This window comes from Streptomyces sp. CB01373 (genome assembly GCF_002803075.1).
In the GTDB taxonomy this organism is placed as follows: domain Bacteria; phylum Actinomycetota; class Actinomycetes; order Streptomycetales; family Streptomycetaceae; genus Streptomyces.
This window is the reverse complement of the sequence record NZ_NNBK01000004.1, coordinates 141,862-164,910: the sequence shown is the minus strand read 5'-3', so window position 1 is coordinate 164,910 and position 23,049 is coordinate 141,862. Positions and strand designations below refer to the sequence as shown.

The window sequence follows — 23,049 nt, the reverse complement described above, 5'->3', positions numbered from 1 at the left end:
GACGCTTGGGAGCAAGCTCGCGAACAACCTCAACTCACTGCGCCGCGGGCGAGCATAATCCGGTCGGATCATCGCCATGTCATATTCAGCAAGGGCCTGAAACGGGGCGCACGACGGGAGTACGCTCGGGATATTTGCACGCCCCGACACGATTCGAACACGCACCGTGACGCGGTACGGGCATACGAAAACCACATGGCCCCGGCAGCACTCGCCGGGGCCATGTGGTTCGATGCGATCGTCCGGCTCCGCCTACCCGACCGAGGAGTAGGCCACGACGCCCCGGAGCAGCCCGTCCACCGCCTTGCGCGCGTTCCTGGCCACCAAGGAGCCCTCCATCGGCGCCGCCGCGGAGATCTGGCCCAGCACGTCGATCACCTGCTTGCACCAGCGCACGAAGTCGCCCGCCGGCATCTCCACCTCGCGCAGCACCTCGTCCAGGCCCTTGCCGGAGGCCCACATGTACGCGGCCCAGGCGAAACCGAGGTCGGGCTCACGCTGGCCGACCCCCTCGGTCTGGTTGATGCGGAAGTCCTCCTCCAGCGCGTCGAGGCGGCCCCAGATCCGCACCATCTCGCCGAGCGCCGCCTTCGCCTTCCCCGAGGGCAGCTTGGGCGCCGTCGCGTCGTCGCTGACCCGCGCCTCGTACACCAACGCCGAGACGCAGGCGGCGAGTTCGGCCGGCCCCAGCCCCTCCCAGACCCCCTCGCGCAGGCATTCGCTGGCCAGCAGGTCGAGTTCGCCGTACAGCCGGGCCAGCCGCTTGCCGTGCTCGGTGACCTCGTCGCCGCGCAGGTAGTCGAGCTCCGTCAGCAGCGCGACGATCCGGTCGAAGGTGCGCGCGATGGTGTTCGTACGCCCCTCGATGCGGTGCTCCAGATGCCTGGTGTCGCGCATCAGCCGGTGGTAGCGCTCGGCCCAGCGGGCGTGGTCCTCGCGGTCGTCGCACCCGTGGCAGGGGTGGGCGCGCAGCGCGGTGCGCAGCCGGGCGATCTCGCGGTCGTCGGCTGCCTGGGAGCGCTGCTTGCGGTGCCGCTCCGCCGAGATGTGCCCGGCCTTGGTGCGCAGCGCGGAGGCGAGGTCGCGGCGGGACTGCGGGGAGCGCGGGTTGAACGACTTCGGGATCCGCATCCGCTCCAGCGGCTCCACGGGCACCGGGAAGTCGATGGCCGCCAGCCGCTTGACCTGACGCTCGGCGGTCAGCACCAGCGGGCGCGGGCCGTCGTGGTACTCCAGGCCGCGGTGGCCGTTGGAGCGGCCCGCGGGCAGGCCCGGGTCCAGCACCAGCGCCAGGCCCGCGAACTTGCCGGTGGGGACGTGGATGACGTCGCCCGGCTTGAGCTTCTCCAGGGCGACGGCGGCCTCGGCACGCCGCTGGGCCGCGCCCTGCCGGGACAACTCGGTCTCACGGTCCTTCAGTTCCCGGCGCAGCCGCGCGTACTCCGTGAAGTCGCCGAGGTGGCAGGTCATGGAGGCCTTGTAGCCCTCGAGGCCCTCCTCGTTGCGCTGCACCTGCCGGGAGATACCGACGACCGACCTGTCCGCCTGGAACTGCGCGAAGGAGGTCTCCAGCAGCTCGCGCGAGCGGTGCCGGCCGAACTGGTCCACCAGGTTGACCGCCATGTTGTACGACGGCCTGAAGCTGGAGCGCAGCGGATAGGTGCGGGTGCCGGCCAGACCCGCCAGGTGCTCGGGGTTCATACCGCGCTGCCACAGCACCACCGCGTGGCCCTCGACGTCGATGCCGCGGCGGCCGGCGCGGCCGGTGAGCTGGGTGTACTCGCCGGGGGTGATGTCGGCGTGCTGCTCGCCGTTCCACTTCACGAGCTTTTCCAGGACCACCGAGCGGGCCGGCATGTTGATGCCGAGGGCGAGGGTCTCGGTGGCGAAGACCGCCTTGACCAGGCCCTGCACGAACAGTTCCTCGACGACCTCCTTGAAGGTCGGCAGCATGCCCGCGTGGTGGGCGGCGATACCGCGCTCCAGGCCCTCCAGCCACTCGTAGTAGCCGAGGACGTGCAGGTCCTCGGCCGGGATGGCGGCGGTGCGCTCCTCGACCAGGGCGCGGACCCGCTCGCGCGCCTCCTCGTCGTTGAGTCTGAGGCCCGCGTACAGGCACTGCTGGACGGCGGCCTCGCAGGCGGCGCGGCTGAAGATGAAGGTGATCGCGGGCAGCAGGCCCTCGGCGTCGAGGCGCTCGATGACCTCGGGGCGGCTCGGGGTCCAGATCCGGGACCGCTGTCTGCGTTCCCGCTCGCGGTCGGCCTCGCGCATCGCACGGCCGCGCCGGCGGTCCTGGAACGAGGGGCGGCTGGCCTCCATCCGGGCCATGCGCGTGAGGTCGGGGTTGACCGCCCTCCGCCGGCTCTCACCCTCCTCGAACAGGTCGTACATCCGGCGCCCGGCCAGCACGTGCTGGAACAGCGGCACGGGCCGGTGCTCGGAGACGATCACCTCGGTGTCGCCGCGGACGGTGTCCAGCCAGTCGCCGAACTCCTCGGCGTTGGACACGGTCGCCGACAGGGACACCAGGGTCACCGACTCCGGCAGGTGGATGATCACTTCCTCCCACACGGCGCCGCGGAAGCGGTCGGAGAGGTAGTGCACCTCGTCCATGACCACGTAGCCGAGACCGAGCAGGGTCTGGGATCCCGCGTACAGCATGTTCCGCAGCACCTCGGTGGTCATCACGACCACCGGGGCTTCGGAGTTGAGGCTGTTGTCGCCGGTCAGGAGGCCGACCTTGCCGCTGCCGTAGCGACGGCACAGGTCGGCGTACTTCTGGTTCGACAGCGCCTTGATCGGCGTCGTGTAGAAGCACTTCCGGCCCTGCTGGAGGGCGAGGTGGACGGCGAACTCGCCCACGATCGTCTTGCCGGAGCCCGTGGGCGCGGCGACCAGTACGCCCTTGCCCGCCTCGAGCGCCTGGCAGGACTCGATCTGGAACGGGTCGAGGCCGAAGTCGTACATCTCGCGGAATCCCGCGAGCGCGGTGGCCTGCTCGGCAGCTCGCCTGCGCGCTGCCGCGTACCGCTCGGCCGGTGAAAGGTCCTCTGTCATCGTGCTTTCGAGCGTACCGGGCCGCACCGACAACAGGACGATCATTATCCCGATCGTCCCCGGGCGCGGAAAAGGCCGGCCGCTCGCGGTGCGAGCGGCCGGCCGGGGAATCCGCGGTAATGATCAGGTCACGTCGTCGTACCCGTTGACCCGGTCCGTTTCGGTCTGCTCGGGCAGGGCGCGGCGGGTGGTGACGGGTTCGACCTCGCCGATCTCCTCGGGTGTGAGGTCGAGTTCGGAGGCCTCGTCGTCCGACGGTCCCAGCGCGGCCAGCCGGTCCTTGCGCCGGTCATTGATCAAGGAGATGGCCACCGCGACGAAGTACAGTGCGCAGATCGGTGCGGCCAGCGCCAGCATCGTCAGCGGGTCGGGGCTCGGCATGGCGACCGCCGCGAAGGCCGTGATGCCGACGACCATGCCCCGCCACCAGCCGAGCATGCGCTTCCCGGACAGGATGCCGGTGAGGTTGAGCATGACGAGCAGGAGCGGCATCTCGAACGAGAGCCCGAAGACGACCACCATGCGCGTGATCAGGTTGAGCAGGTCATCCAGCGGCAGCAGGTTGTCGACACCGCTGGGGGTGAAGTCGATCAGCACCCTGGCGGTGGTGGGCAGCACGTGGTAGGCGAAGTAGGCGCCCCCGAGGAAGAGCGGGAAGCCGGCGGCGACGAACACGTAGCCGTACTTCTTCTCGTGCTTGTGCAGCCCCGGGGCGACGAACGCCCACAGCTGATAGAGCCAGACCGGCGAGGCCAGCACCACGCCCGTCATCAACGACACCTTCAGCGCCAGCGTGAACGGCTTCAGCAGGCCGTTGATCGTGAGGTGCGCGCAGGCGCCGTTCTTCTCCGACTTGGCCAAGTCGAGGAAGGACTGCCCACACCCCACCGAGTCCAGCACCGGCTTGGTGATGAAGTTGACGATGTCCTTGTAGAAGAAGGCGGCGACGATCGTCACGACCAGGATCGCCAGGACACCTTTGCCGAGCCGGTTGCGCAGCTCACGGAGGTGATCCGCGAGCGACATCCGCCCCTCGGGGTCCTTCTCCTTCTTGCGGGCAGACTTCAGCAACCCACACCCTCATCTCGTGCAGCGGACCGGAAGGCCTCCGGTCGTCCGGTCAGCGCTGAGTCGTGTCCGTCGGCTCGTTGACCGGGCGAGAGCTGGTCGTGTCACCGGGCGCGGCCTGAATCGTGCGCTGGGCCGGGGACTGCTGCTCCTCACCGGCCGGAGTCGCCGAGCCGGCCGCAGGGGTCGACTTCTCGTCCTTCATCGCCTTGGCCTCGCTCTTGAGGATGCGCGCGGACTTGCCGAGCGAGCGCGCCATGTCCGGAAGCTTCTTCGAGCCGAACACCAGGACGATCACCAGAACCAGGAGCACCAGATGCCACGGCTCAAATGCGCCACGGAACATAAAGTCTTCACCTTCTCACTGAGGCGGGGTGGCGGACATGTCCGACCACTCGGACAGGTGTCCGGCCATCGTGCCGGCTAGCAATCTTAACGCCCGGGGGTGAACGCTGAGCGATCCCCGCGCGTACTCCTGCTCGGGCGGCCCATGCCTCTTATGCGGGCCATGACCAGCAGCGTACCCGGCCACAGGGGCAGGACGGCAGGGCGTGACGATCAAAAACCCACAGCGCTCGGAACTTCCGGGACTTTCCCGGCGGAACTCACCTCGTTTCCACCGACCGGGCGGCGCTCAGGCTCGCCCGCTCCAGGTCCTCGGCGGCCCGGTTGATGCGCCGCGCCGACTCCGTGACCTGACGGCCCAGGCGCTGCGCCTCGACGAAGACCCGGACGGCGAGCACCGCGAGCACGGCCATTCCCACGAACCCCACAGCCACCGCGGCCATCGCCCACACCATGACGCCGAGCCTAGAGGGCCGAGTGCAGGCGCAGGGTGCTGACCCCGCCGCCGGAGAGCAGTTCCACGATCCGCTCGCCGGCCGGCTTGCGGACCGCGGTGCCGCAGTCGGGGCAGGTGAAGGAGTAGAAGGTCGTGCGGCTGCTGGCGCCGATCACCAGGCGCAGCGCGCTCGCGGTGAGCTCGAACCTGCCCCGGCAGTCGGGGCAGCCCGCCCGGAAGACCACCGGAGTCACGCTCCGCATTCCGGCGAACGCCGCCGCCACCGACATCTCGCGCACCCCAGCCGTCGCCGACTCGCTCAAAGCCCCTGCTCCTGCCTGTCGTACCGACCGTCGTGAACCACGTCCGCACCCCGGGGCTCCCCTGCCGCCACGGCGTCCGCGGGAGTCCCGGCACCGTCGTACGCCGACTCGTAGGCCGCCAGGGCCTCACGGGCCGCCTGCCGGGCGCTGTCGGCCAGCTCCCGCGGGGCGACGATCCGGCCGTCGCGGCCCAGACGCAGCGCCAGCCGTCGCAGCGACGCCGGATCCGGGGTGCGCAGAGTGATACGCAGCCCGCCGTCGGGAAGCTCATCGGCGCTGTCGTGCGGGTAGTACTCGGCGACCCAGCGGCCCCCGGGACCGACCTCGACGACCACCTCCGGGTCCTCCGCGGCCGGCTGCACCAGGGCCTGGGACAGGTCACGCAGCTCCATCTCGGGCGGCGCCGAGGGCTCGTCGAGGATCTTGATCTCGGCGACCCGGTCGAGCCGGAAGGTGCGCCGCGCCTCGGAGCGGCGGCACCAGGCCTCCACATAGGTGTGCCCGACGCTGACCAGGCGAATGGGGTCGATCTCGCGCTCGGTGACCTCGTCGCGGGCGGGCGAGTAGTAGCGGATCCACAGCCGGCGGCGCTCGGAGATCGCCCGGTCCACGTCGGCGAAGACCCCGCCCTCGGACTCGAAGGTCACCGACAGCCGGGAGCTGGCCCCGGCGGCCTCGCCCGCCGCGGCCTCGACCTTGGCCGTGGCGCGCAGCAGCGCCTGCCGATCGCTCTCCCGCAGTCCGGGCAGCGTGGCGACCGCGCGGGCCGCCACCAGCAGCGCGGTCGCCTCGTCGGCGGCCAGCCGCAGCGGCTCGGCCGCCTCCGCGCCGAGCGCGGCCGGGTTGTGCCACCAGATGCGCTCGCCGTCGGTGTCGATGTCGAGCAGGTCGCCGCCGCGGAAACTCGTACCGCACATGGGCAGTACGTCGAGGTCGGAGACCAGCTCGTCCTCGGTGATGCCGAACGCGCGCGCCACGTCCTCGATCCGGGCGCCGGGGCGCTCCCTGAGGTACGTCACCAGGGAGAGCATCCGCCGGGTCTGGTCGATGGCGCTCGTGGGCCTGACCGGTTTGCCTGCCACAGTGTCGCTCCGCTCCCCCTCAGTCCCTGGCCACGGCACGCAGCCGGTCCAGCACGTCCGCCCGCAGCTCGGCCGGCTCCACGACCACCACGTCCGGCCCGAACTCCACCAGCCAGGCGTCCAGCCCGTGCCCGTACGGGATGTCCAACTCGTCCCAGCCGTCCCCGAGTTCCCGCACGGCGGTGGCCTTCGCCCGAAGGGGGTAGCCGGCGTCCGCGCGCAGCCGGATCCGCGCGGAGCGGTCGGCGCTCTCGCCCGCCCAGCTCGCCACGGTCTCGCGAACGGTGACGACGTCCGGGACAGGCGCGGTGAAGCCGCTGCCCCGGGAGCGGACCCGGCCGGTGATCCTGGAGAGCCGGAAGACCCGCTCGGCGCCGCGGTCGCGGTCGAAGCCGGCCAGGTACCAGTGGCCGCGCCAGCACTCCAGCGCCCACGGCTCGACATGCCGGGTGCCTGGCTGGGCGGCGTTGGCCTTGCGGTAGTCGAAGACGACCGGCCGGCGGTCGCGGCAGGCCAGCATCAGCGGCTCGAAGGCGGCCTCGTGCACCGGGATACGGGGCTCCAGCGCACTGTGCGTCTCGTAGGGGTCGACGTCCTCGGGCAGTCCGGCCGCGCGCAGCTTCTGCAGGGCGCCGCTGGCCGCCCCGGCCAGCCGGGCCTGCTGCCAGACCTTGGCGGCCAGACCGAGCGCCGCGGCCTCCTCGGCGTCCAGGGTGATGGGCGGCAGCCGGTTGCTGTCCCGGCGGGCCAGATAGCCGACCTCCCCGTCCAGGCTCTCGACGGTCTCGATGACCAGCCCGAGCTCACGCAGGTCGTCCTTGTCCCGCTCGAACATGCGGTTGAAGGAGTCGTCGGACGCGGCGGCGCCCTTCTCCGCCGGGGAGCCGGCGCCCTTGTCGCGGCCGGAGGCCACGCCTCTGTCCCGGCCGGAAGCCTCGACATAGGCCTCGATGGACTCCCGCAGCTCGCGCTTGCTCAGCGGCCGCCGCGTCCCGAGCAGGCACAGCGCCAGGTTCATCAGCCGCTCGGCCTTGGCAATGGCCATCGACGCCCTTCACCTTCCCTATGGTCCTTACGACCGATGACCGTACCGCTCCGCGGCGTACGGACAAAAGCCGAGGCCCACGCCCGAACAGGCATGGGCCCCGGATGATCGGATCCCGCGCGGATCCGGTGCGGGACGATCAGACCGCGACCAGGTCGCAGACGAAGATCAGCGTCTCGCCGGGCTTGATCCGGCCACCCGCGCCGCGGTCGCCGTAGGCCAGGTGCGCCGGGATGGTCAGCTGGCGGCGCCCGCCGACCTTCATGCCCTGAACACCCTGGTCCCAGCCGGCTATGACCTGGCCGACACCGAGCTGGAAACGGAGCGGCGTACCGCGGTTCCAGGACGCGTCGAACTCCTCACCGGTGGAGAAGGCCACGCCGACGTAGTGGACGGAGACGGTGTCGCCCGCCTTGGCCACCGGTCCGTCGCCCTCCCAGATCTCCTTGATCTCGAGGTCCGCCGGGGGCTCGCCGCCCGGGAAGTCGATCTCGGGCTTCTCGATGCTCACGTGCTTCTCCTGCTCATCTACAACAAGACAACCTGAACAGTCTTGCATCCCCGCCGGGTGCGCCCGCGCCGGGAGACCGCCGCGCGGTGCTACATCGCCGCCAGGATGTCCACCGTGAAGACCAGCACGGAGTCCTTCTTGATGCCGCTGTTGGGGGGCGGGTTGTCGCCGTAGCCCAGGGCCGGCGGGACGACGACCAGGACCCGGCTGCCGACCTTCTTGCCGGCCAGTCCCTCGGCCCAGCCCTTGACGACCTGCTGGAGGGAGAACGAGGTCAGCGAGTCGCGCTTGTACGTCGAGTCGAACTCCTTGCCGTCCGCCCACAGCACGCCCTTGTACTGGACGAGCACGGTGTTCTCCGGCTTGACCACGGGGCCGTCGCCCTCGATCACGTAGTCGGCCACGAGCTTCGTGGGCGCGGCCTTCTTGGGCACGGTGATGGACGGAGCGGCGCCGTCGGTGTTGGTGCCGACCTTGGGCAGGTCCGCGTTGTCCTGGGCGACCGTCCTGCCCTTGGCCGAGCTCTTGGAGTTGAACGTGTCCTGGAGGTCGACGACGAACACCAGCGTGTCGGTGCCCTTGATCCCGGCCTGGGCGTTGCCCTGCGTGCCGTATCCCCAGGTGGGCGGCACGGAGAACAGGACGCGGCTGCCCACCTTCTTACCGGCGAGGGCATAGCGCCAGCCGTCGATGATCGTGCCCTGGGCGAGCTGGATGACCAGGGGGGCCTTGCGGTCGTAGGAGTTGTCGAAGAGCTTGGCCGTGTCCCAGATCTGGCCCAGGTAGTGCGCCTGGACGTAGTCGTTCTCCGCGATGGTGCGGCCGCCGCCCGCGATCACGGTCTTGACGGCGATGTCCTTCGAGGGGGCACCACTGCCCTTGGCGACGGTCGGCTTCTCGCCGAACTTCGTGCCCGCGGTGATCTCCGGCAGCGGCCCGGAGACGATCTTCGGCGACGGAGCGGCGGACGGCTCGGAGGGGGACGGCGTCGCGCTCTCGCTGGCCTTGCTCGAAGCGGTCTTGTCGTTGCCGCAGGCGGCCAGGGTGACAAGTCCCGCGGGTACGGAAAGAAGAAGTGAGCGTCGGCGCACGGTGGGGGCCTCGTAATCGGTCGATCTTCTGATGGCGTGCGCGCAACTCTACGGTGTGAGCGGGGCGCCGTACGGGGAACGTACGGCGCCCGTGTGGCGTTCCGGGGCCCTCGAACCGGCATCCGCGTTTCGCCGGGCTCACATTCCGGCGATCAGCTTCTCCACCCGGTCGTCCACCGAACGGAACGGGTCCTTGCACAACACCGTCCGCTGGGCCTGGTCGTTGAGCTTGAGGTGCACCCAGTCGACGGTGAAGTCCCTGCGCTGTTCCTGCGCCCGCCGGATGAAGTCGCCGCGCAGCCGTGCCCGAGTGGTCTGCGGGGGCACCGACTTGCCCTCGAAGATCTTCAAGTCGTTGCAGATCCGGGTGGCTTGGCCCTTCTTCTCCAGCAGGTAGTACAGGCCACGACGGCGGTGGATGTCGTGGTAGGCGAGGTCTATCTGGGCGACCCGCGGATGCGACATGGTCATGTTGTGCTTGGCCCGGTACCGCTCGATGAGCTGGTACTTCATCACCCAGTCGATCTCGGTGCCGATGCGGTCGAGGTCCTCGGTCTCGATCGCGTCCAGCGTGCGGCCCCACAGCTCCAGCACGCGCTCCACCGTGCCGGTGCGGATGCCGCGCCGCTCGCAGAAGTCCACGGCCTTCTCGTAGTACTCGCGCTGCACCTCCAGCGCGGAGGCCTCGCGGCCGCTGGCCAGGCGCACCTTGCGGCGGCCCGTGATGTCGTGGCTGACCTCGCGGATCGCCCGGATCGGGTTCTCCAGGGTCAGGTCGCGCATCACCGTGCCCGCCTCGATCATGCGCAGCACCAGGTCGGTCGCGCCCACCTTGAGCAGCATCGTCGTCTCGGACATGTTGGAGTCACCGACGATGACGTGCAGCCGGCGGTAGCGCTCCGCGTCCGCGTGCGGCTCGTCGCGGGTGTTGATGATGGGCCGCGAACGGGTGGTCGCCGAGGAGACGCCCTCCCAGATGTGCTCGGCCCGCTGGCTCACGCAGTACACCGCCCCGCGCGGGGTCTGCAGGACCTTGCCCGCCCCGCAGAGGAGCTGCCTGGTGACCAGGAACGGGATGAGGATGTCCGCGAGGCGGGAGAACTCTCCGTGCCGTGCCACCAGATAGTTCTCGTGGCAGCCGTAGGAGTTGCCCGCCGAATCGGTGTTGTTCTTGAAGAGGTAGACGTCGCCCGCGATTCCCTCCTCGTGCAGGCGTCGTTCCGCGTCCACCAGGAGTCCTTCGAGAATGCGCTCGCCGGCCTTGTCGTGGGTGACCAGTTCGATCACATTGTCACACTCGGGTGTCGCGTATTCCGGGTGTGACCCCACATCGAGATAGAGCCGGGCGCCGTTTCGCAGAAAGACATTGCTGCTGCGGCCCCATGACACGACACGGCGGAAGAGGTACCGCGCCACCTCGTCAGGCGACAGGCGGCGCTGTCCCCTGAACGTGCACGTGACGCCGTACTCGTTCTCCAGCCCGAAAATGCGGCGGTCCATGACTGAACATTACGCCCGATCCTCTGCGCTCAAACGAGGTTCGGCAGCACGATTTGGATCATTTTCCGATGAAGCGGCAACCACCGCCCCTGCGGCGGGAGCTGTGAGGACCCGCCCGGTGAGCAGCAACACCAGCAACGACACGGCCCCGGCGACGCCCGGCACCGCGAAGCCCCACAGCGCGCCGCCCTCCTGGACCACCGGGCCGGCGACACCCGTTCCGACGGACGCGCCCACGGTGAACGTCGTCACCAGCCAGGAGAAAGCCTCCGTCACGGTGCCGGCCGGAGCGTGCCGGTCCACGATGATGAACGCGCAGGCGATGCACGGCGCCAGGAACACCCCGGACAGCACCGTCAGCGCCACCATCGGCACCGCTCCGGGCATCAGCATCAGCGGCAGGTAACACACCGCCAGCAGACCGACCAGCAGCCGCAGTCGCCGTTCGGGCGCGCCCGCCCACTGGCGGGCGCCGTAGACGGTGCCGCCGACCAGCGCGCCCAGCCCCAGGGCGGCCATCAGCCAGCCGTACACCGCGTCACCACCGTGGTCGTCGGCATAGGGCACCGCAGCCACCGTGATGGAGCCCATGGCGACACCGACGAAGAGGAACGCGCCGAGCAGGGCCAGTAGACCGGGCGAGCGCAGCGCTCCCAGCCAGTGCGCCTCCCGCGGCTCCGAACGCCAGGCCCGCGAAGGGGGCGAGACGACCACGGACAGCGCGCCCAGCACCCCGATGCCGTTCAGCACCACCAACGCCGCCGGCGCCGACCACAGCGAGACGCAGAGGGTCACGAGCAACGGGCCGACGGTGAACATCACTTCCTGTGCCACGGCGTCCATCGCGTACGCGCTGTGGACCTGGTCGTTCCTGCGCAGCACCGAGGGCCACAGGGCCCGCAGACCGCCCTCCAGCGGCGGCGTGAAGAGCCCGGCCGCGGCCACGGAGGCGTACGCCAGGGCGGCCGGCTGCGTGCCGGTCAGGGCGAAGGCCGTCATCGCCAGGGCCGAGGCGAGCGCGGCGGGCAACTGGACGCGGGGCTGCCCGTACAGGTCCACCAGGCGCCCGAGCACGGGCTGGCCCACCGCGTTGGCCACGCCGTACACCGCCGCCAGCGCTCCCGCGAGACTGTACGTGCCGCCCTCCGCCCGGACGAACAGCACGATGGCGATCGCCGCGGTGGCGTTGGGCAGCCGCCCCACGAGCGTGCCGGTCAGCAGCCGGGCGGCGTGCCTCGCTTTGAGGATCTCCAGGTATCCCCCGAACCCCACAGCCATCGCCCCGCCTTCCGCCGGTTCGCCCGAGGTGCTGGAGCAACCTCCGGTGTTACGTATAACGTACTCGGTCATACGTACCATGTGCGCTGTTCACCAGTCCAGACGAAGGAGCGTCCCCGCGGTGGCCCGAAGCAGCACGCGCCCCACCAGCCGTGACGTCGCGCACGCCGCCGGGGTGTCCCAGGCCGCCGTCTCCCTGGTCCTCGGCGACAAGTGGCGCGGCCGCGTGTCGCAGGCGACCGCCGAACGGGTGCGCCGGGCGGCCGAGGAACTCGGCTACCGGCCCAACCTCGCCGCCCGCAACCTGCGCCTGGGCCGCACCCGGACCGTTCTCCTGGTCGTCCCCGTGCTGACCACCGAGTTCTTCGCCGGCGTCTACACCGGCGCCGCCCGCGTCGCCGCCGAGCACGGCTTCGGCGTCGTGCTCTACCCCTCCCCCGAGGGCATCGGCCCGGCGCGCAACCCCTTCGCCTCGGCCCAGGCCGCGCTGGACGGCGTGATCGCCTCCTCCATGGCCGCCGACGCGCTGACGGCGATCCGCGGCGACCAGCTTCCGCTGGTCATGCTGGACAGCGACCCCGCGGGCAGCCTGGGCGCCGCGACCGTCAACCTGGACATCGCCGACGGCGTACGCCAGATCGCCGACCATCTGCTCGGGCTCGGCCACCGGCGCTTCCTGCACCTCGCGGCGGACGTCGCCTCCTGGACCTTCGAGGTGCGGGCGAGGGAACTCGGCGCCCGGCTGGGCGCGGTGCCCGGCACCTCCGTGCGCACCGCCCGCGCCCCCATCTCCATCGAGGACGCCAGGGCCGCCACCGAGGCCGCCCTGAGCGCCCCCGGGCCCCGGCCCACCGCGCTGGTCTGCGACGACGACAAGCTCGCCGCCGGCGCGTACAAGGCCCTGCGCCGCCTCGGCCTGCGCGTGCCCGACGACGTCTCCGTCACCGGCGTCGACGACCTCGCCCTCGCCACCGCCATCGACCCCGAGCTCACCACCGTGCGGCTGGACGCCGAACTGTTCGGCGAACGGGGCATGCACGCCCTGCTGGCCGTCCTGGAGGGCCGCGCTCCGGACGGCGGGGACATCCCGGTGGAGCTCGTGGTACGGGGCTCCACGGCGCCGCCCAGCCCCTCCTGAAGCCGTCCAGCCCCCTGAAACGCCCGGGCGCCCCGGCCCACTGGAGGGCCGGGGCACCCGGGAACGGGACTACGGAGGTCGGGACTACTTCTCCTCGGAGCCGTCCTCGTCGGCGCTCTCCGCCTCGGTCGCCGCGCCGTCGGCCTCCAGCAGGCGGGCCAGCTGACGGCCCACGATGCGCTTGAACTTGCGCTTCTGCGGACGCGTACGGTCCAGCACCGCCACCTCCAGGCGCTCGGCGGGGATCTCCCGCTCGCTGCCGTTGGTGTCGCGGGACAGGGCCTGCACGGCCAGCTTCAGCGCCTCGGCCAGGGACATGCCGTCCCGGTGGCGCTGGTCCAGGTAGCCGCTGATCTGCTCGGCGTTGCCGCCGACCGCGACCGAGCCGTGCTCGTCCACGATCGAGCCGTCGTGCGGCAGCCGGTAGATCTGGTCGCCGTCCGGGGTCTCCCCCACCTCGGCGACCACCAGCTCCACCTCGTACGGCTTCTCCGCGGCGCTGGAGAAGATCGTGCCCAGCGTCTGGGCGTAGACGTTCGCCAGGCCGCGGGCGGTCACGTCGTCCCGGTCGTAGGTGTAACCGCGCAGGTCGGCATAGCGGACGCCGCCGATGCGCAGGTTCTCGTACTCGTTGTACTTGCCGGCCGCCGCGAATGCGATCCGGTCGTAGATCTCGCTGAACTTGTGCAGCGCGCGGGACGGATTCTCACCGACGAACACGATTCCGTCGGCGTACTGCAGCACGACCAGGCTGCGGCCACGGGCGATGCCCTTGCGGGCGTACTCCGCCCGGTCGGCCATGGCCTGCTGAGGTGAGACATAGAACGGCGTCGACACCGGTTATCCGTCCCTTTCTGTAGAAGTCACTGGATCACCCCGGACAAGAAGAACCGGCGCCGGGCTACAGCAGCGCGGCCCGAGGGCCGTCCGGCTGCTCCAGGCGCCGCTGGAGCACCGAGCGGGCGATCTCGGAGCACTCGTCCTCGGTGAGCCGGCGGAATCCGTCCTCGGTGATCACGGTGACGATCGGATAGATCCGGCGGGCGACATCGGGACCACCGGTCGCCGAGTCGTCGTCTGCCGCGTCGTACAGGGCCTGGACCACCAGCGTCGTGGTCTCGGCCTCGGTCAGGTCATCCCGGTAGAGCTTCTTCATCGCGCCGCGCGCGAAGATCGAGCCGGAGCCCGTGGCCGCGTAGCCGCACTCCTCGGAACGGCCGCCCGTCACGTCGTAGGAGAAGATCCGGCCCCTGTCGCGGTCCACGTCGTACCCCGCGAAGAGCGGGACCACGGCCAGCCCCTGCATGGCCATGCCCAGGTTGGAGCGGATCATGGTCGACAGCCGGTTCGCCTTGCCCTCGAGGGAGAGCTGCGTTCCCTCGACCTTCTCGAAGTGCTCCAGCTCCAGCTGGAACAGCTTCACCATCTCCACCGCCAGACCCGCGGTGCCGGCGATGCCGACCGCCGAGTACTCGTCGGCCGGGAACACCTTCTCGACGTCCCGCTGCGCGATCATGTTCCCCATGGTGGCGCGCCGGTCACCGGCCAGGACGACGCCGCCGGGGAAGGCCACCGCCACGATGGTGGTCCCGTGCGGCGCCTCGATCACCCCCTGGGTCGGCGGCAGCTGCCGCTTGCCCGGAAGCATCTCCGGCTGGTGCTCGGCGAGAAAGTCCATGAACGACGAGGACCCGGGCGTCAGGAAGGCGGCCGGCAGACGCCCGGTGCTACGAGTGTTGGCTTCCACACGTTTCCTTCCAGGTGGTCGGCAGCTCGGTCCACCGCTTCGGGATCGTCCCTCAACTGGCCGAGGCCGGAGTTGCAGTTGATGCACATTACGCCACGGACCCTACCCGTCCCGCGGGGGTGATCCACATGAAGAACGCTAGCCCTGAGGCGGTTCGCCGGAGCCTGACACCGGGCGCCCGCGCGACGGCCGGCGCCCGGAAACGAAGGCCGCGCGCGGCGCGGTCCCACCGCACCGCACGCAGCTCCTCGTCAACCGGCTCGTCCGTCACCGCCACCGCTTCTCAGGCGCTCACTGACCGCCCTTTTGCACGAAGGAGCGCACGAAGTCCTCGGCGTTCTCCTCCAGGACGTCGTCGATCTCGTCGAGAACGGAGTCCACGTCGTCGCTCAGCTTCTCGTGGCGTTCCTTGAGGTCGTCCGCGGCCTGCGCGTCCTGGGACTGCTCCTCGACCTCCTCGGTGGAACGCGTGGCCTTCTGCTGCCCGCCGCCGGTGTCCTTCGTTGCCATAACCCTCACCCCGCTCAGTTCGCCCGACATGGTCGGCATTACGGCCGATCGGTGATGTTCCGACCCTACAAGCCGGGTCCGACATCGGCCCCGCACTTTCTCCAACGTACGAGGGCCACCTCGATGATTCCCGGCACCGGGGATTTCCACCCTGCGCGGGCGGCCCGGTCCAAGATCCGCTCAGCCGCCGGAAAGCACCCTGACCAGGTCTTCGGCGGTACGGCAGCGGTCGAGGAGCTCCTTGACGTGATTACGCGTTCCGCGAAGCGGTTCCAGGGTTGGGACGCGCTGCAGCGAGTCCCGGCCCGGCAGATCGAAGATCACCGAGTCCCAGGAGGCCGCGGCGACGTCGTCGGCGTACTGCTCCAGGCAGCGGCCGCGGAAGTACGCGCGCGTGTCCTCCGGCGGCTTCCTGCGGGCCCGGTCCACCTCGGTCTCGTCCAGCAGGCGCTTGATGCGTCCGCGGGCCACCAGGCGGTTGTACAGGCCCTTGTCGGGGCGTACGTCCGCGTACTGGAGGTCGACGAGGTGGAGGCGGGCGGCGTCCCAGTCGAGGCCGTCACGTCGCCGGTAGCCCTCCATGAGCTCCCGCTTGGCGACCCAGTCCAGCTCGCCGGCCAGGCTCATCGGATCGTTCTCCAGCCGGTTGAGGGTGTCCTCCCAGCGGGACAGCACGTCCTTGGTCTGCTCGTCGGCGTCCGCGCCGAACCGCTCCTCCACGTACTTGCGCGACAGCTCGTAGTACTCCATCTGGAGCTGCACCGCGGTGAGCGTCCGGCCGCTGCGCAGCGTGATCAGACGCTTGAGGCCCGGGTCGTGCGAGACCTGGTGGAGCGTGCGGACGGGCTGGTCGACGGCCAGGTCAACGGCGATGAAGCCGTCCTCGATCATGGACAGGACCAGGGCGGTCGTGCCCAGCTTGAGGTAGGTGGAGATCTCCGAGAGGTTGGCGTCGCCAATGATCACGTGCAGGCGGCGGTACTTCTCCGCGTCGGCGTGCGGCTCGTCGCGCGTGTTGATGATCGGCCGCTTGAGCGTGGTCTCCAGGCCGACCTCGACCTCGAAGTAGTCCGCGCGCTGGCTGAGCTGGAAGCCGTGTTCGTGGCCGTCCTGGCCGATGCCGACGCGTCCCGCGCCCGTGACGACCTGGCGGGAGACGAAGAAGGGCGTGAGGTGGCGCACGATGTCCGAGAACGCGGTCTCCCGCTTCATCAGGTAGTTCTCGTGCGTGCCGTAGGAGGCGCCCTTGTTGTCGGTGTTGTTCTTGTAGAGGTGGATCGGCTGGGCGCCGGGCAGCTGGGCCGCCCGCTCCGCCGCCTCGGCCATGATCCGTTCGCCGGCCTTGTCCCACAGGACGGCGTCGCGCGGGTTGGTGACCTCGGGCGCGCTGTACTCGGGGTGGGCGTGGTCGACGTAGAGCCGTGCGCCATTGGTGAGGATGACGTTGGCCAGGCCGATGTCCTCGTCGGTGAGCTGGCTGGCGTCGGCCGCCTCGCGGGCGAGGTCGAAGCCCCGGGCGTCCCGAAGCGGATTCTCCTCCTCGAAGTCCCAGCGGGCCCGGCGGGCCCGGTGCATGGCCGCCGCGTAGGCGTTGACGATCTGGGATGAGGTGAGCATGGCATTGGCATTGGGGTGGCCGGGGACGGAGATCCCGTACTCCGTCTCGATGCCCATTACTCGCCGTACGGTCATGCGGCCCTCCTTGCCCGGCGGCGCCCTCGGTCGTGGGCGGCGCTCAAGTACCGCTCGTGCCCGGGTGCCTGTGCGGTGCCCGTCCCCGCACTGCGCGACCCGGCGGTACGAAAGAGCCTAGAACGCCTTTGCGCTGGTGGGGAGATCATTTGCGTCATTGCCTGCTCCATGCGGTGGCCCCGGAAACAGCCGACTGCGGGTACCCCCTGGAGGGCACCCGCAGCCACCCTGCTTTTACAGGTACTGCCCGGTATTCGCCACCGTGTCGATGGAGCGTCCGGTGTCCGCGCCCTGCTTTCCGGTGATGAGGGTGCGGATGTAGACGATCCGCTCGCCCTTCTTTCCGGAGATCCGGGCCCAGTCGTCCGGGTTGGTGGTGTTCGGCAGGTCCTCGTTCTCCTTGAACTCGTCCACGCATGCCTGGAGCAGGTGGGAGACGCGGAGGCCCTTCTGGTTCTTCTCGAGGAAGTCCTTGATCGCCATCTTCTTGGCGCGGCCCACGATGTTCTCGATCATGGCGCCGGAATTGAAGTCCTTGAAATACAGGACTTCCTTGTCGCCGTTGGCGTAGGTGACCTCCAGGAAGCGGTTCTCCTCGGTTTCGGCGTACATGTGTTCCACCGCGGTCTGGATCATGCCCTGGACCGTGGAGTCCTTGTCGCCCGCGTGTTCCGCGACGTCCTCCGCGTGCAGCGGGAGGCGCTCGGTGAGGTACTTCCCGAAGATGTCCTTCGCCGCCTCGGCGTCCGGACGCTCGATCTTGATCTTCACATCGAGGCGGCCGGGCCGCAGGATGGCGGGGTCGATCATGTCCTCGCGGTTGGAGGCGCCGATCACGACCACGTTCTGCAGGCCTTCCACACCGTCGATCTCGGCGAGCAGCTGGGGGACGATGGTGTTCTCCACGTCCGAGCTGACACCGGAGCCGCGGGTGCGGAAGAGGGACTCCATCTCGTCGAAGAAGACGATCACGGGGGTGCCCTCGCCGGCCTTCTCCCGGGCACGCTGGAAGACCAGGCGGATCTGCCGCTCGGTCTCGCCGACGTACTTGTTCAGCAGCTCCGGGCCCTTGATGTTGAGGAAGAAGCTCTTGCCCGCAGCCTGTCCGGTGACCTCGGCGACCTTCTTGGCGAGCGAGTTCGCGACGGCCTTGGCGATGAGCGTCTTGCCGCATCCGGGAGGCCCGTAGAGCAGGACGCCCTTCGGCGGGCGCAGCTCGTGCTCCTTGAACAGGTCCGGGTAGAGGTACGGCAGCTCCACGGCGTCACGGATGGCCTCGATCTGGTTGCCGAGGCCGCCGATCTGCTCGTAGCCGATGTCGGGCACCTCTTCGAGGACGAGTTCCTCGACCTCGCTCTTGGGCACGACCTCGTAGACGTAGCCGGACCTGGGTTCGAGCAGGAGCGCGTCGCCGGGGCGGATGGTGACGTCCAGCAGCGGCTCGGCGAGCCGTACCACCCGCTCCTCGTCGGTGTGCCCGAGCACCAGGGCCCGCTCGCCGTCCTCGAGGATCTCCTTGAGGGTGACGATGTCGCCGACGCGCTCGAACTCCATGGCCTCGACCACGTTGAGCGCTTCGTTGAGCATCAGTTCCTGGCCGCGCCTGAGCTCGTCGAGCTCGACGCTGGGGCTGACGTTCACCCGGAGCTTGCGGCCACCGGTGAAGATGTCGGCGGTGCCGTCCTCGTTGGCCTGCAGGAAGACTCCGAAGCCGGCCGGCGGCTGGGCGAGCCGGTCGACCTCTTCCTTGAGGGCCACGATCTGGTCGCGGGCCTCGCGGAGCGTGTTCGCAAGCCGTTCGTTCTGCGCGGAGACGCCGGCCAGGTTGGTCTGCAACTCGACGATCCGCTCTTCGAGAATCCTCGTGTGACGCGGAGAGTCGGCGAGCTTGCGGCGCAGGACGGCGATCTCCTGCTCAAGGTAGGCGATCTGCCCGGCCGGGTCGTCGGACCCGCGTCCCGGGCGGATGCCGCGGTTCATGTCGTCGTCGTGGGCTGCCACGGTCCTCACCTCCTCCAAGGGGAGCTGGACGCTTCCAGACCCTACCTGGGTGGGTGTCGATTGAAACCCCTAGATCACAAAGACTGTCGGGGTGTGTCCGATCTTCACCCTTGCGCTCTCCCTCACGCCAGGGGAATACCCACCGAACATGATTGGAAAGCGGGCAGAGGTAGGGTCGACATGTTCAACACCCGTCAGAGCTGGCCGGATTCCCGTACGGCTCGACGTGATACGGCAGGAGAGATGACCGTGCAGCAGCAGACCTCGAACGGTGGCGAGGCCCTGGAGGTCTGGATCGACCAGGACCTGTGTACCGGCGACGGCATCTGCGCACAGTACGCGCCCGAGGTGTTCGAGCTGGACATCGACGGTCTGGCCTATGTGAAGGGCCCGGAGGACGAGCTCCTTCAGGAGGCCGGAGCGGCAACGCCCGTGCCGCTTCCGCTCCTCACGGACGTGGTGGACTCGGCCAAGGAGTGCCCGGGCGAGTGCATCCATGTACGCCGCGTCGCGGACCGGGTCGAGGTGTACGGACCTGACGCGGAGTGACAACCTCGGCGCGAGGCGTCACCATTGTCTGTTTTCTCACATTTTCAGTGACTGTGGTCCGGGACGCGGTCAGATACCGCGCGCCCCGGCGTCCGTGGAGCGGACGAACGCGCCGTTCTGCCACCGCCACTTCACGTCGTCCTTGAGGTCGGGGCAGCAATTGGGCACGTCCGGCGAGGAGTAGCCGAGCAGGGTGGCGGTCACCGCGCCGTCACGGACGGCGAAGTCCGTGACCGAATACCGGTCCTTGGCCTCGACGAGGGTGGCGACCACGCGCGGCTCGGCGGCGCCGACGGCCTGGGTGAGGACGTAGACGGCGTCGGGCGGGGTGCCCATGGCGGCGTCGCAGTGCACGACGGCCACGGTCTCCGGCCGGCCGTCCCCGTCGAGGTCCCCGGAGGCCTTCTTCGCCACCACGGCCCGCACCGGGCCGCAGTCGATCGGGAAGGTCACGCCGGTGGTGCCCGGGGCGGCCGCGGCGGCGGGTGCGGAGTGCGTGCGGGGGCCCTGCGGCTGGGCGGCCGTGGCCGCGCCGGGCTGCACGAGCGAGGAGAGAGCGACCACACCGGCGACCGCGGTGGCGGTGGCCATCCAGTGGATGGGGCGGGTGTGCGTGTGGGCCAGTTCCGGAACGGCGGACTGCTGCACTAGGAGCATCTCCTGCGAGGGCTGTGCCGGTGGGGGTGGCCAGCATCGTGCCACACGTCACAGTGCGGGGGAACGGCGGGGTGGGGATCAACGCGAGGGCGCCGTGGTGGAGTTCCCGGTGGTCGTCGGGAACTCCACCACGGCGCCCGTGTGTTGCGCGTGGTGGCGGGCCGCGTCAGCGGGTGGCGCCGCCGTCGGCGTTGGGGCCCTCGTAGTCCTCACCGTAGGCGCCCTTGGCGGGGCGGCGGCGGCGCATGGGCGGCTCGACGCCGTCCGCGAGCCGGCGGGCGGTGAGCAGGAAGCCGGTGTGGCCGATCATGCGGTGGTCCGGGCGGACGGCCAGGCCCTCGATGTGCCAGTTGCGGATCATCGTCTCCCAGGCGGTCGGCTCGTTGAAGCAGCCGATCTCGCGGATGGACTCCACGGTCCGGGCGAGCTGGGTGGTGGTCGCGACGTAGCAGCACAGGATGCCGCCGGGGACGAGTGCCTTGGAGACGGACTCCAGGCACTCCCAGGGGGCGAGCATGTCGAGGATGACGCGGTCGACGTCGGCGTCGGACAGGTTGTCCTGGAGGTCTCCGACGGTGAGCTGCCAGGCGGGGTGCGGACCGCCGAAGTAGCGCTCCACGTTCGCCTGGGCGATCTCCGCGAAGTCGGCGCGGCGCTCGTAGCTGTGCAGCATGCCCTGGTCGCCGATCGCCCGCAGCAGGAAGCTGCTCAGCGAGCCGGAGCCGACGCCGGCCTCCACGACGCGTGCGCCGGGGAAGATGTCGGCGAAGGCGAGGATCTGCCCCGCGTCCTTCGGGTATACGACAGCTGCCCCGCGGGGCATGGACAGGACGTAGTCGGGGAGCAGGGGGCGCAGCGCGAGGTAGGCGACGTTGCCGGTGGTGCGGACAACGCTGCCCTCGGGTGCGCCGATCAGTTCGTCGTGCGGGAAGGAACCTTTGTGGGTGTGGAAGTTCTTCCCGGCCTCGAGCGTGAACGTGTAGTGGCGGCCCTTGGGGTCGGTCAGCTGTACCTGGTCCCCGACCTTGAAGGGCCCGCGGCGGCGGGCGGCACCGGTCGGTTCGGACATGTGACCAGCCTACCGGTCCCCGACGGGCCCTCCGACCACGCGGAGGGGCCCGCCGGGAGCCCTACGCGGAGGGCGACGGGCGGGCCATGGCCTTGACGAAGGCGCGCTCCACGTCGGACGCGGACAGCACACCGTAGATCTCGCCGCTGTTCTCCACCACGAGGTACTCGGTGGCCGGGGCGGCGCGCAGCGCGTCCAGGAGGTCCTCGCCGGCGAGTTCGGCGGAGACGCGCATGCCGTCGGTGAGCTCCTGGGCGAGTTCGCTGGCGTAGACCCAGGGGCGGCGGTGCTCGGGTACGCCGACGATGGCGGACTCGCGGACGAGGGAGAGCGGCTCGCCGTGGCCGTCGACGACGACCAGGGCGCGGGCGCCGGACGCGTTGGCGCGGCGCAGCGCCTCGGCCAGGGAGGTGTTGGTCTCGACCGGGACGGCGCGGCGGGTGAGGGCGCGGGCGCGCAGCTCGGGGAGGTGTTCGCGCAGCCGGGCCATGCGCAGGCTGTTGCCGGCGCCGGTCCAGATGATCGCGGCCAGGATGGCTGCGAGCAGGGCGTTGGTGACGGTGCCCACGCCGACGCTGTCCTCGGCGGGGGCGCCGAGGGCGCCGGACTGGGTGACCAGGGGCAGTCCGACCAGCACGGCGACGGCGAGCGCGCGGCCGACCCAGGCGGCGGCGACGGTGCCGCTCATCGGTCTGCCGGTGATCTTCCAGACGACGGCGCGCAGCATGCGTCCGCCGTCGAGGGGCAGTCCGGGCAGCAGGTTGAAGGCGGCGACGATGAGGTTGGAGATCATCAGTCCGGCCAGCAGGACACCGACGACCGTGCCGCGTTCGACGGGCCGCAGGGCGGCGTAGAAGACGCCGGCGAGGATCAAAGAGAGCAGCGGGCCGACGAAGGCGAGGACGAACTCGCGGCCGGGGGTCTCGGCCTCCTTCTCGATCTCGGAGACGCCGCCGAAGAACTGGAGCTGGATGCGGCGGACCGGGAGCTTGAAGCGGAGGGCGGCGATGGTGTGGGCGAGTTCGTGGACGAGGACGGAGCCGTAGAAGGCGACCGCGAAGAAGAGGGCTACGAGGTAGCGGGCGGCGCCGAGCTCGGGCAGCACCCGGTCGAGCTGCCCGCCGAACACCCAGGTGATGAGCGCGGCCACGAGGAACCAGCTGGGCGCCACGTAGACGGGCACGCCGAAGGGCCGCCCCATGAGGAGCCCGCCTCTGGGCTCGCTGGGGCGCCGCGGCGGCTCCTGCCCGGCCCCGGAACGGGCCGGAGCGCGGTCGGGGTGGGTCTCGGGGCGGTCGCGGTCGCCGGGCGCGGGGGCCGGGCTCTCGGCACGGGCGCCGGATTCACGTCCGGCGGCCGGGTCACCGCTGTGGGCGTAACCGCGCTCGGGATGGGCGCCGTGGTGGGCGTCGCCGGCGGCGGACGGCTGCGGGGCGTCGCCGGTGGCCGACGACTCCTGCGGGGCCTCGTGGGTGGCGGGAGGCTGCCGCGGGACGTCGCGGCCGGCCGACGGGTCCTTTGAGGCATCGCCGGTGCCGGACGGCTCCTGCGGGACGTCGGCGGTCGCCTGCGGCTGCTGGGGGGCGTCGGCGGAGCGTTTCGGCTCGTCCGTCCCCTCTGCCTCCTGCGTCTCCCTCGTCGGCTCTTCCGGGTCGCCCTCCGCTCCGGTGACGGGGGTGCCGGTCAACGGGGACGGCTCGGGCGGGGCCGCGTCGGCCGGCTCGGTGCCCGGGCCCATGGAGTCGGGGGCCGGGTCGACCGGGCCCGTGCGGCGCTCTGCCGACTCGTCCTTGCCGGAACGCGGCTGTCCGCTCCCGCCGCTCACGTCCACGGTGTCCCCTCGTTCGAAGCAGTCTCCCGTGCCTGACGGCCGGAAGGTCTCGGGTCGATGGTATGCGGCCGTGACGATCGCTCATGCCCGGCACCCCAAGTGTTTTCCCCTCTTCG

The 23,049-nt window shown here is 70.4% G+C and carries 22 protein-coding genes; 2 read left to right on the top strand and 20 right to left on the bottom strand.

What is annotated here, in order from left to right; all coding sequences use genetic code 11:
• Window positions 1-252: 252 nt before the first annotated feature.
• From CG719_RS07740 to CG719_RS07690, 11 genes are all read right to left on the bottom strand, one after another.
• Entirely contained in the window at window positions 253-3,105 is a 2,853-nt protein-coding gene (locus CG719_RS07740; protein WP_100567767.1) for a DEAD/DEAH box helicase, read from the bottom strand.
• 78 nt (window positions 3,106-3,183) lie between these two features.
• Entirely contained in the window at window positions 3,184-4,131 is a 948-nt protein-coding gene (gene tatC / locus CG719_RS07735) for a twin-arginine translocase subunit TatC (protein WP_100567766.1), read from the bottom strand.
• Window positions 4,132-4,180: 49 nt separating this feature from the next.
• Complete coding sequence (gene tatA / locus CG719_RS07730) at window positions 4,181-4,474, bottom strand: Sec-independent protein translocase subunit TatA (RefSeq protein WP_100567765.1); 294 nt, start codon at window positions 4,472-4,474, stop codon at window positions 4,181-4,183.
• 259 nt (window positions 4,475-4,733) lie between these two features.
• Entirely contained in the window at window positions 4,734-4,928 is a 195-nt protein-coding gene (locus CG719_RS07725) for a hypothetical protein (protein ID WP_100567764.1), read from the bottom strand.
• Window positions 4,929-4,938: 10 nt separating this feature from the next.
• A complete protein-coding gene (locus CG719_RS07720; protein WP_100567763.1) occupies window positions 4,939-5,232 on the bottom strand; it encodes a hypothetical protein in 294 nt (97 codons plus the stop codon).
• Window positions 5,229-6,314, bottom strand: coding sequence for a helix-turn-helix transcriptional regulator (locus CG719_RS07715; RefSeq protein ID WP_100567762.1), 1,086 nt, complete (start codon window positions 6,312-6,314; stop codon window positions 5,229-5,231). Before CG719_RS07715 ends, CG719_RS07720 begins: the two co-directional genes overlap by 4 nt.
• A 19-nt stretch (window positions 6,315-6,333) precedes the next feature.
• On the bottom strand, window positions 6,334-7,359 hold the full coding sequence (locus tag CG719_RS07710; RefSeq protein WP_100567761.1) for a helix-turn-helix transcriptional regulator: 1,026 nt from the start codon (window positions 7,357-7,359) through the stop codon (window positions 6,334-6,336).
• 139 nt (window positions 7,360-7,498) lie between these two features.
• Window positions 7,499-7,870 (bottom strand): FKBP-type peptidyl-prolyl cis-trans isomerase, encoded by a 372-nt coding sequence (locus CG719_RS07705; protein ID WP_100567760.1) that lies wholly within the window; start codon window positions 7,868-7,870, stop codon window positions 7,499-7,501.
• An 89-nt stretch (window positions 7,871-7,959) separates the two neighbouring features.
• A complete protein-coding gene (locus CG719_RS07700; protein WP_100567759.1) occupies window positions 7,960-8,961 on the bottom strand; it encodes an FKBP-type peptidyl-prolyl cis-trans isomerase in 1,002 nt (333 codons plus the stop codon).
• A 138-nt stretch (window positions 8,962-9,099) separates the two neighbouring features.
• On the bottom strand, window positions 9,100-10,461 hold the full coding sequence (gene pafA, locus CG719_RS07695) for a Pup--protein ligase (protein ID WP_100567758.1): 1,362 nt from the start codon (window positions 10,459-10,461) through the stop codon (window positions 9,100-9,102).
• Between the two features lie 9 nt (window positions 10,462-10,470).
• Window positions 10,471-11,739: an MFS transporter gene (locus tag CG719_RS07690; RefSeq protein ID WP_100567757.1), complete on the bottom strand. Its 1,269-nt coding sequence runs from the start codon at window positions 11,737-11,739 to the stop codon at window positions 10,471-10,473.
• A gap of 121 nt (window positions 11,740-11,860) precedes the next feature.
• On the opposite strand from CG719_RS07690, the gene CG719_RS07685 reads away from it, so the two are divergent.
• On the top strand, window positions 11,861-12,877 hold the full coding sequence (locus CG719_RS07685; RefSeq protein WP_100567756.1) for a LacI family DNA-binding transcriptional regulator: 1,017 nt from the start codon (window positions 11,861-11,863) through the stop codon (window positions 12,875-12,877).
• Window positions 12,878-12,961: 84 nt separating this feature from the next.
• Here CG719_RS07685 and prcA read toward each other — a convergent pair whose 3' ends face one another.
• The 6 genes from prcA to arc all read right to left on the bottom strand — a co-directional run bounded on the left by prcA (window position 12,962) and on the right by arc (window position 18,827).
• Complete coding sequence (prcA, locus tag CG719_RS07680; RefSeq protein WP_100567755.1) at window positions 12,962-13,714, bottom strand: proteasome subunit alpha; 753 nt, start codon at window positions 13,712-13,714, stop codon at window positions 12,962-12,964.
• Between the two features lie 64 nt (window positions 13,715-13,778).
• Window positions 13,779-14,624: a proteasome subunit beta gene (prcB, locus tag CG719_RS07675; RefSeq protein WP_100567754.1), complete on the bottom strand. Its 846-nt coding sequence runs from the start codon at window positions 14,622-14,624 to the stop codon at window positions 13,779-13,781.
• On the bottom strand, window positions 14,576-14,854 hold the full coding sequence (locus CG719_RS37110) for an endonuclease domain-containing protein (RefSeq protein ID WP_100567753.1): 279 nt from the start codon (window positions 14,852-14,854) through the stop codon (window positions 14,576-14,578). Before CG719_RS37110 ends, prcB begins: the two co-directional genes overlap by 49 nt.
• Before the next feature lie 61 nt (window positions 14,855-14,915).
• Window positions 14,916-15,134: a ubiquitin-like protein Pup gene (locus tag CG719_RS07665; protein ID WP_100567752.1), complete on the bottom strand. Its 219-nt coding sequence runs from the start codon at window positions 15,132-15,134 to the stop codon at window positions 14,916-14,918.
• 180 nt (window positions 15,135-15,314) lie between these two features.
• Entirely contained in the window at window positions 15,315-16,826 is a 1,512-nt protein-coding gene (gene dop / locus CG719_RS07660) for a depupylase/deamidase Dop (protein WP_376493787.1), read from the bottom strand.
• A 234-nt stretch (window positions 16,827-17,060) separates the two neighbouring features.
• Window positions 17,061-18,827 (bottom strand): proteasome ATPase, encoded by a 1,767-nt coding sequence (gene arc / locus CG719_RS07655; RefSeq protein ID WP_100567750.1) that lies wholly within the window; start codon window positions 18,825-18,827, stop codon window positions 17,061-17,063.
• A gap of 243 nt (window positions 18,828-19,070) precedes the next feature.
• Between arc and CG719_RS07645 the strand changes: the two genes are divergently transcribed.
• Window positions 19,071-19,376: a ferredoxin gene (locus CG719_RS07645; protein WP_100567969.1), complete on the top strand. Its 306-nt coding sequence runs from the start codon at window positions 19,071-19,073 to the stop codon at window positions 19,374-19,376.
• Between the two features lie 69 nt (window positions 19,377-19,445).
• Here the strand turns inward: CG719_RS07645 and CG719_RS07640 are convergent, their stop codons facing one another.
• The 3 genes from CG719_RS07640 to CG719_RS07630 form a co-directional block, all read right to left on the bottom strand.
• A complete protein-coding gene (locus tag CG719_RS07640; protein ID WP_100567749.1) occupies window positions 19,446-20,024 on the bottom strand; it encodes a hypothetical protein in 579 nt (192 codons plus the stop codon).
• Window positions 20,025-20,199: 175 nt separating this feature from the next.
• The gene (locus CG719_RS07635; protein ID WP_100567748.1) at window positions 20,200-21,102 is read right to left on the bottom strand and encodes a tRNA (adenine-N1)-methyltransferase; all 903 of its coding nucleotides are present in this window, start codon (window positions 21,100-21,102) and stop codon (window positions 20,200-20,202) included.
• A gap of 61 nt (window positions 21,103-21,163) precedes the next feature.
• Window positions 21,164-22,933, bottom strand: coding sequence for a site-2 protease family protein (locus tag CG719_RS07630; protein ID WP_100567747.1), 1,770 nt, complete (start codon window positions 22,931-22,933; stop codon window positions 21,164-21,166).
• Window positions 22,934-23,049 lie beyond the last annotated feature (116 nt).

Excerpts from the sequence above, each read along its gene's own strand:
- CG719_RS07740 (WP_100567767.1), bottom strand. The coding sequence starts at position 3,105 with ATGATCGTCCTGTTGTCGGTGCGGCCCGGTACGCTCGAAAGCACGATG.
- tatA (WP_100567765.1), bottom strand. The coding sequence starts at position 4,474 with ATGTTCCGTGGCGCATTTGAGCCGTGGCATCTGGTGCTCCTGGTTCTG.
- CG719_RS07725 (WP_100567764.1), bottom strand. The coding sequence starts at position 4,928 with ATGGTGTGGGCGATGGCCGCGGTGGCTGTGGGGTTCGTGGGAATGGCC.
- CG719_RS07710 (WP_100567761.1), bottom strand. The coding sequence starts at position 7,359 with ATGGCCATTGCCAAGGCCGAGCGGCTGATGAACCTGGCGCTGTGCCTG.
- pafA (WP_100567758.1), bottom strand. The coding sequence starts at position 10,461 with ATGGACCGCCGCATTTTCGGGCTGGAGAACGAGTACGGCGTCACGTGC.
- CG719_RS07690 (WP_100567757.1), bottom strand. The coding sequence starts at position 11,739 with ATGGCTGTGGGGTTCGGGGGATACCTGGAGATCCTCAAAGCGAGGCAC.
- CG719_RS07665 (WP_100567752.1), bottom strand. The coding sequence starts at position 15,134 with ATGGCAACGAAGGACACCGGCGGCGGGCAGCAGAAGGCCACGCGTTCC.
- dop (WP_376493787.1), bottom strand. The coding sequence starts at position 16,826 with ATGACCGTACGGCGAGTAATGGGCATCGAGACGGAGTACGGGATCTCC.
- CG719_RS07645 (WP_100567969.1), top strand. The coding sequence starts at position 19,071 with ATGACCGTGCAGCAGCAGACCTCGAACGGTGGCGAGGCCCTGGAGGTC.
- CG719_RS07635 (WP_100567748.1), bottom strand. The coding sequence starts at position 21,102 with ATGTCCGAACCGACCGGTGCCGCCCGCCGCCGCGGGCCCTTCAAGGTC.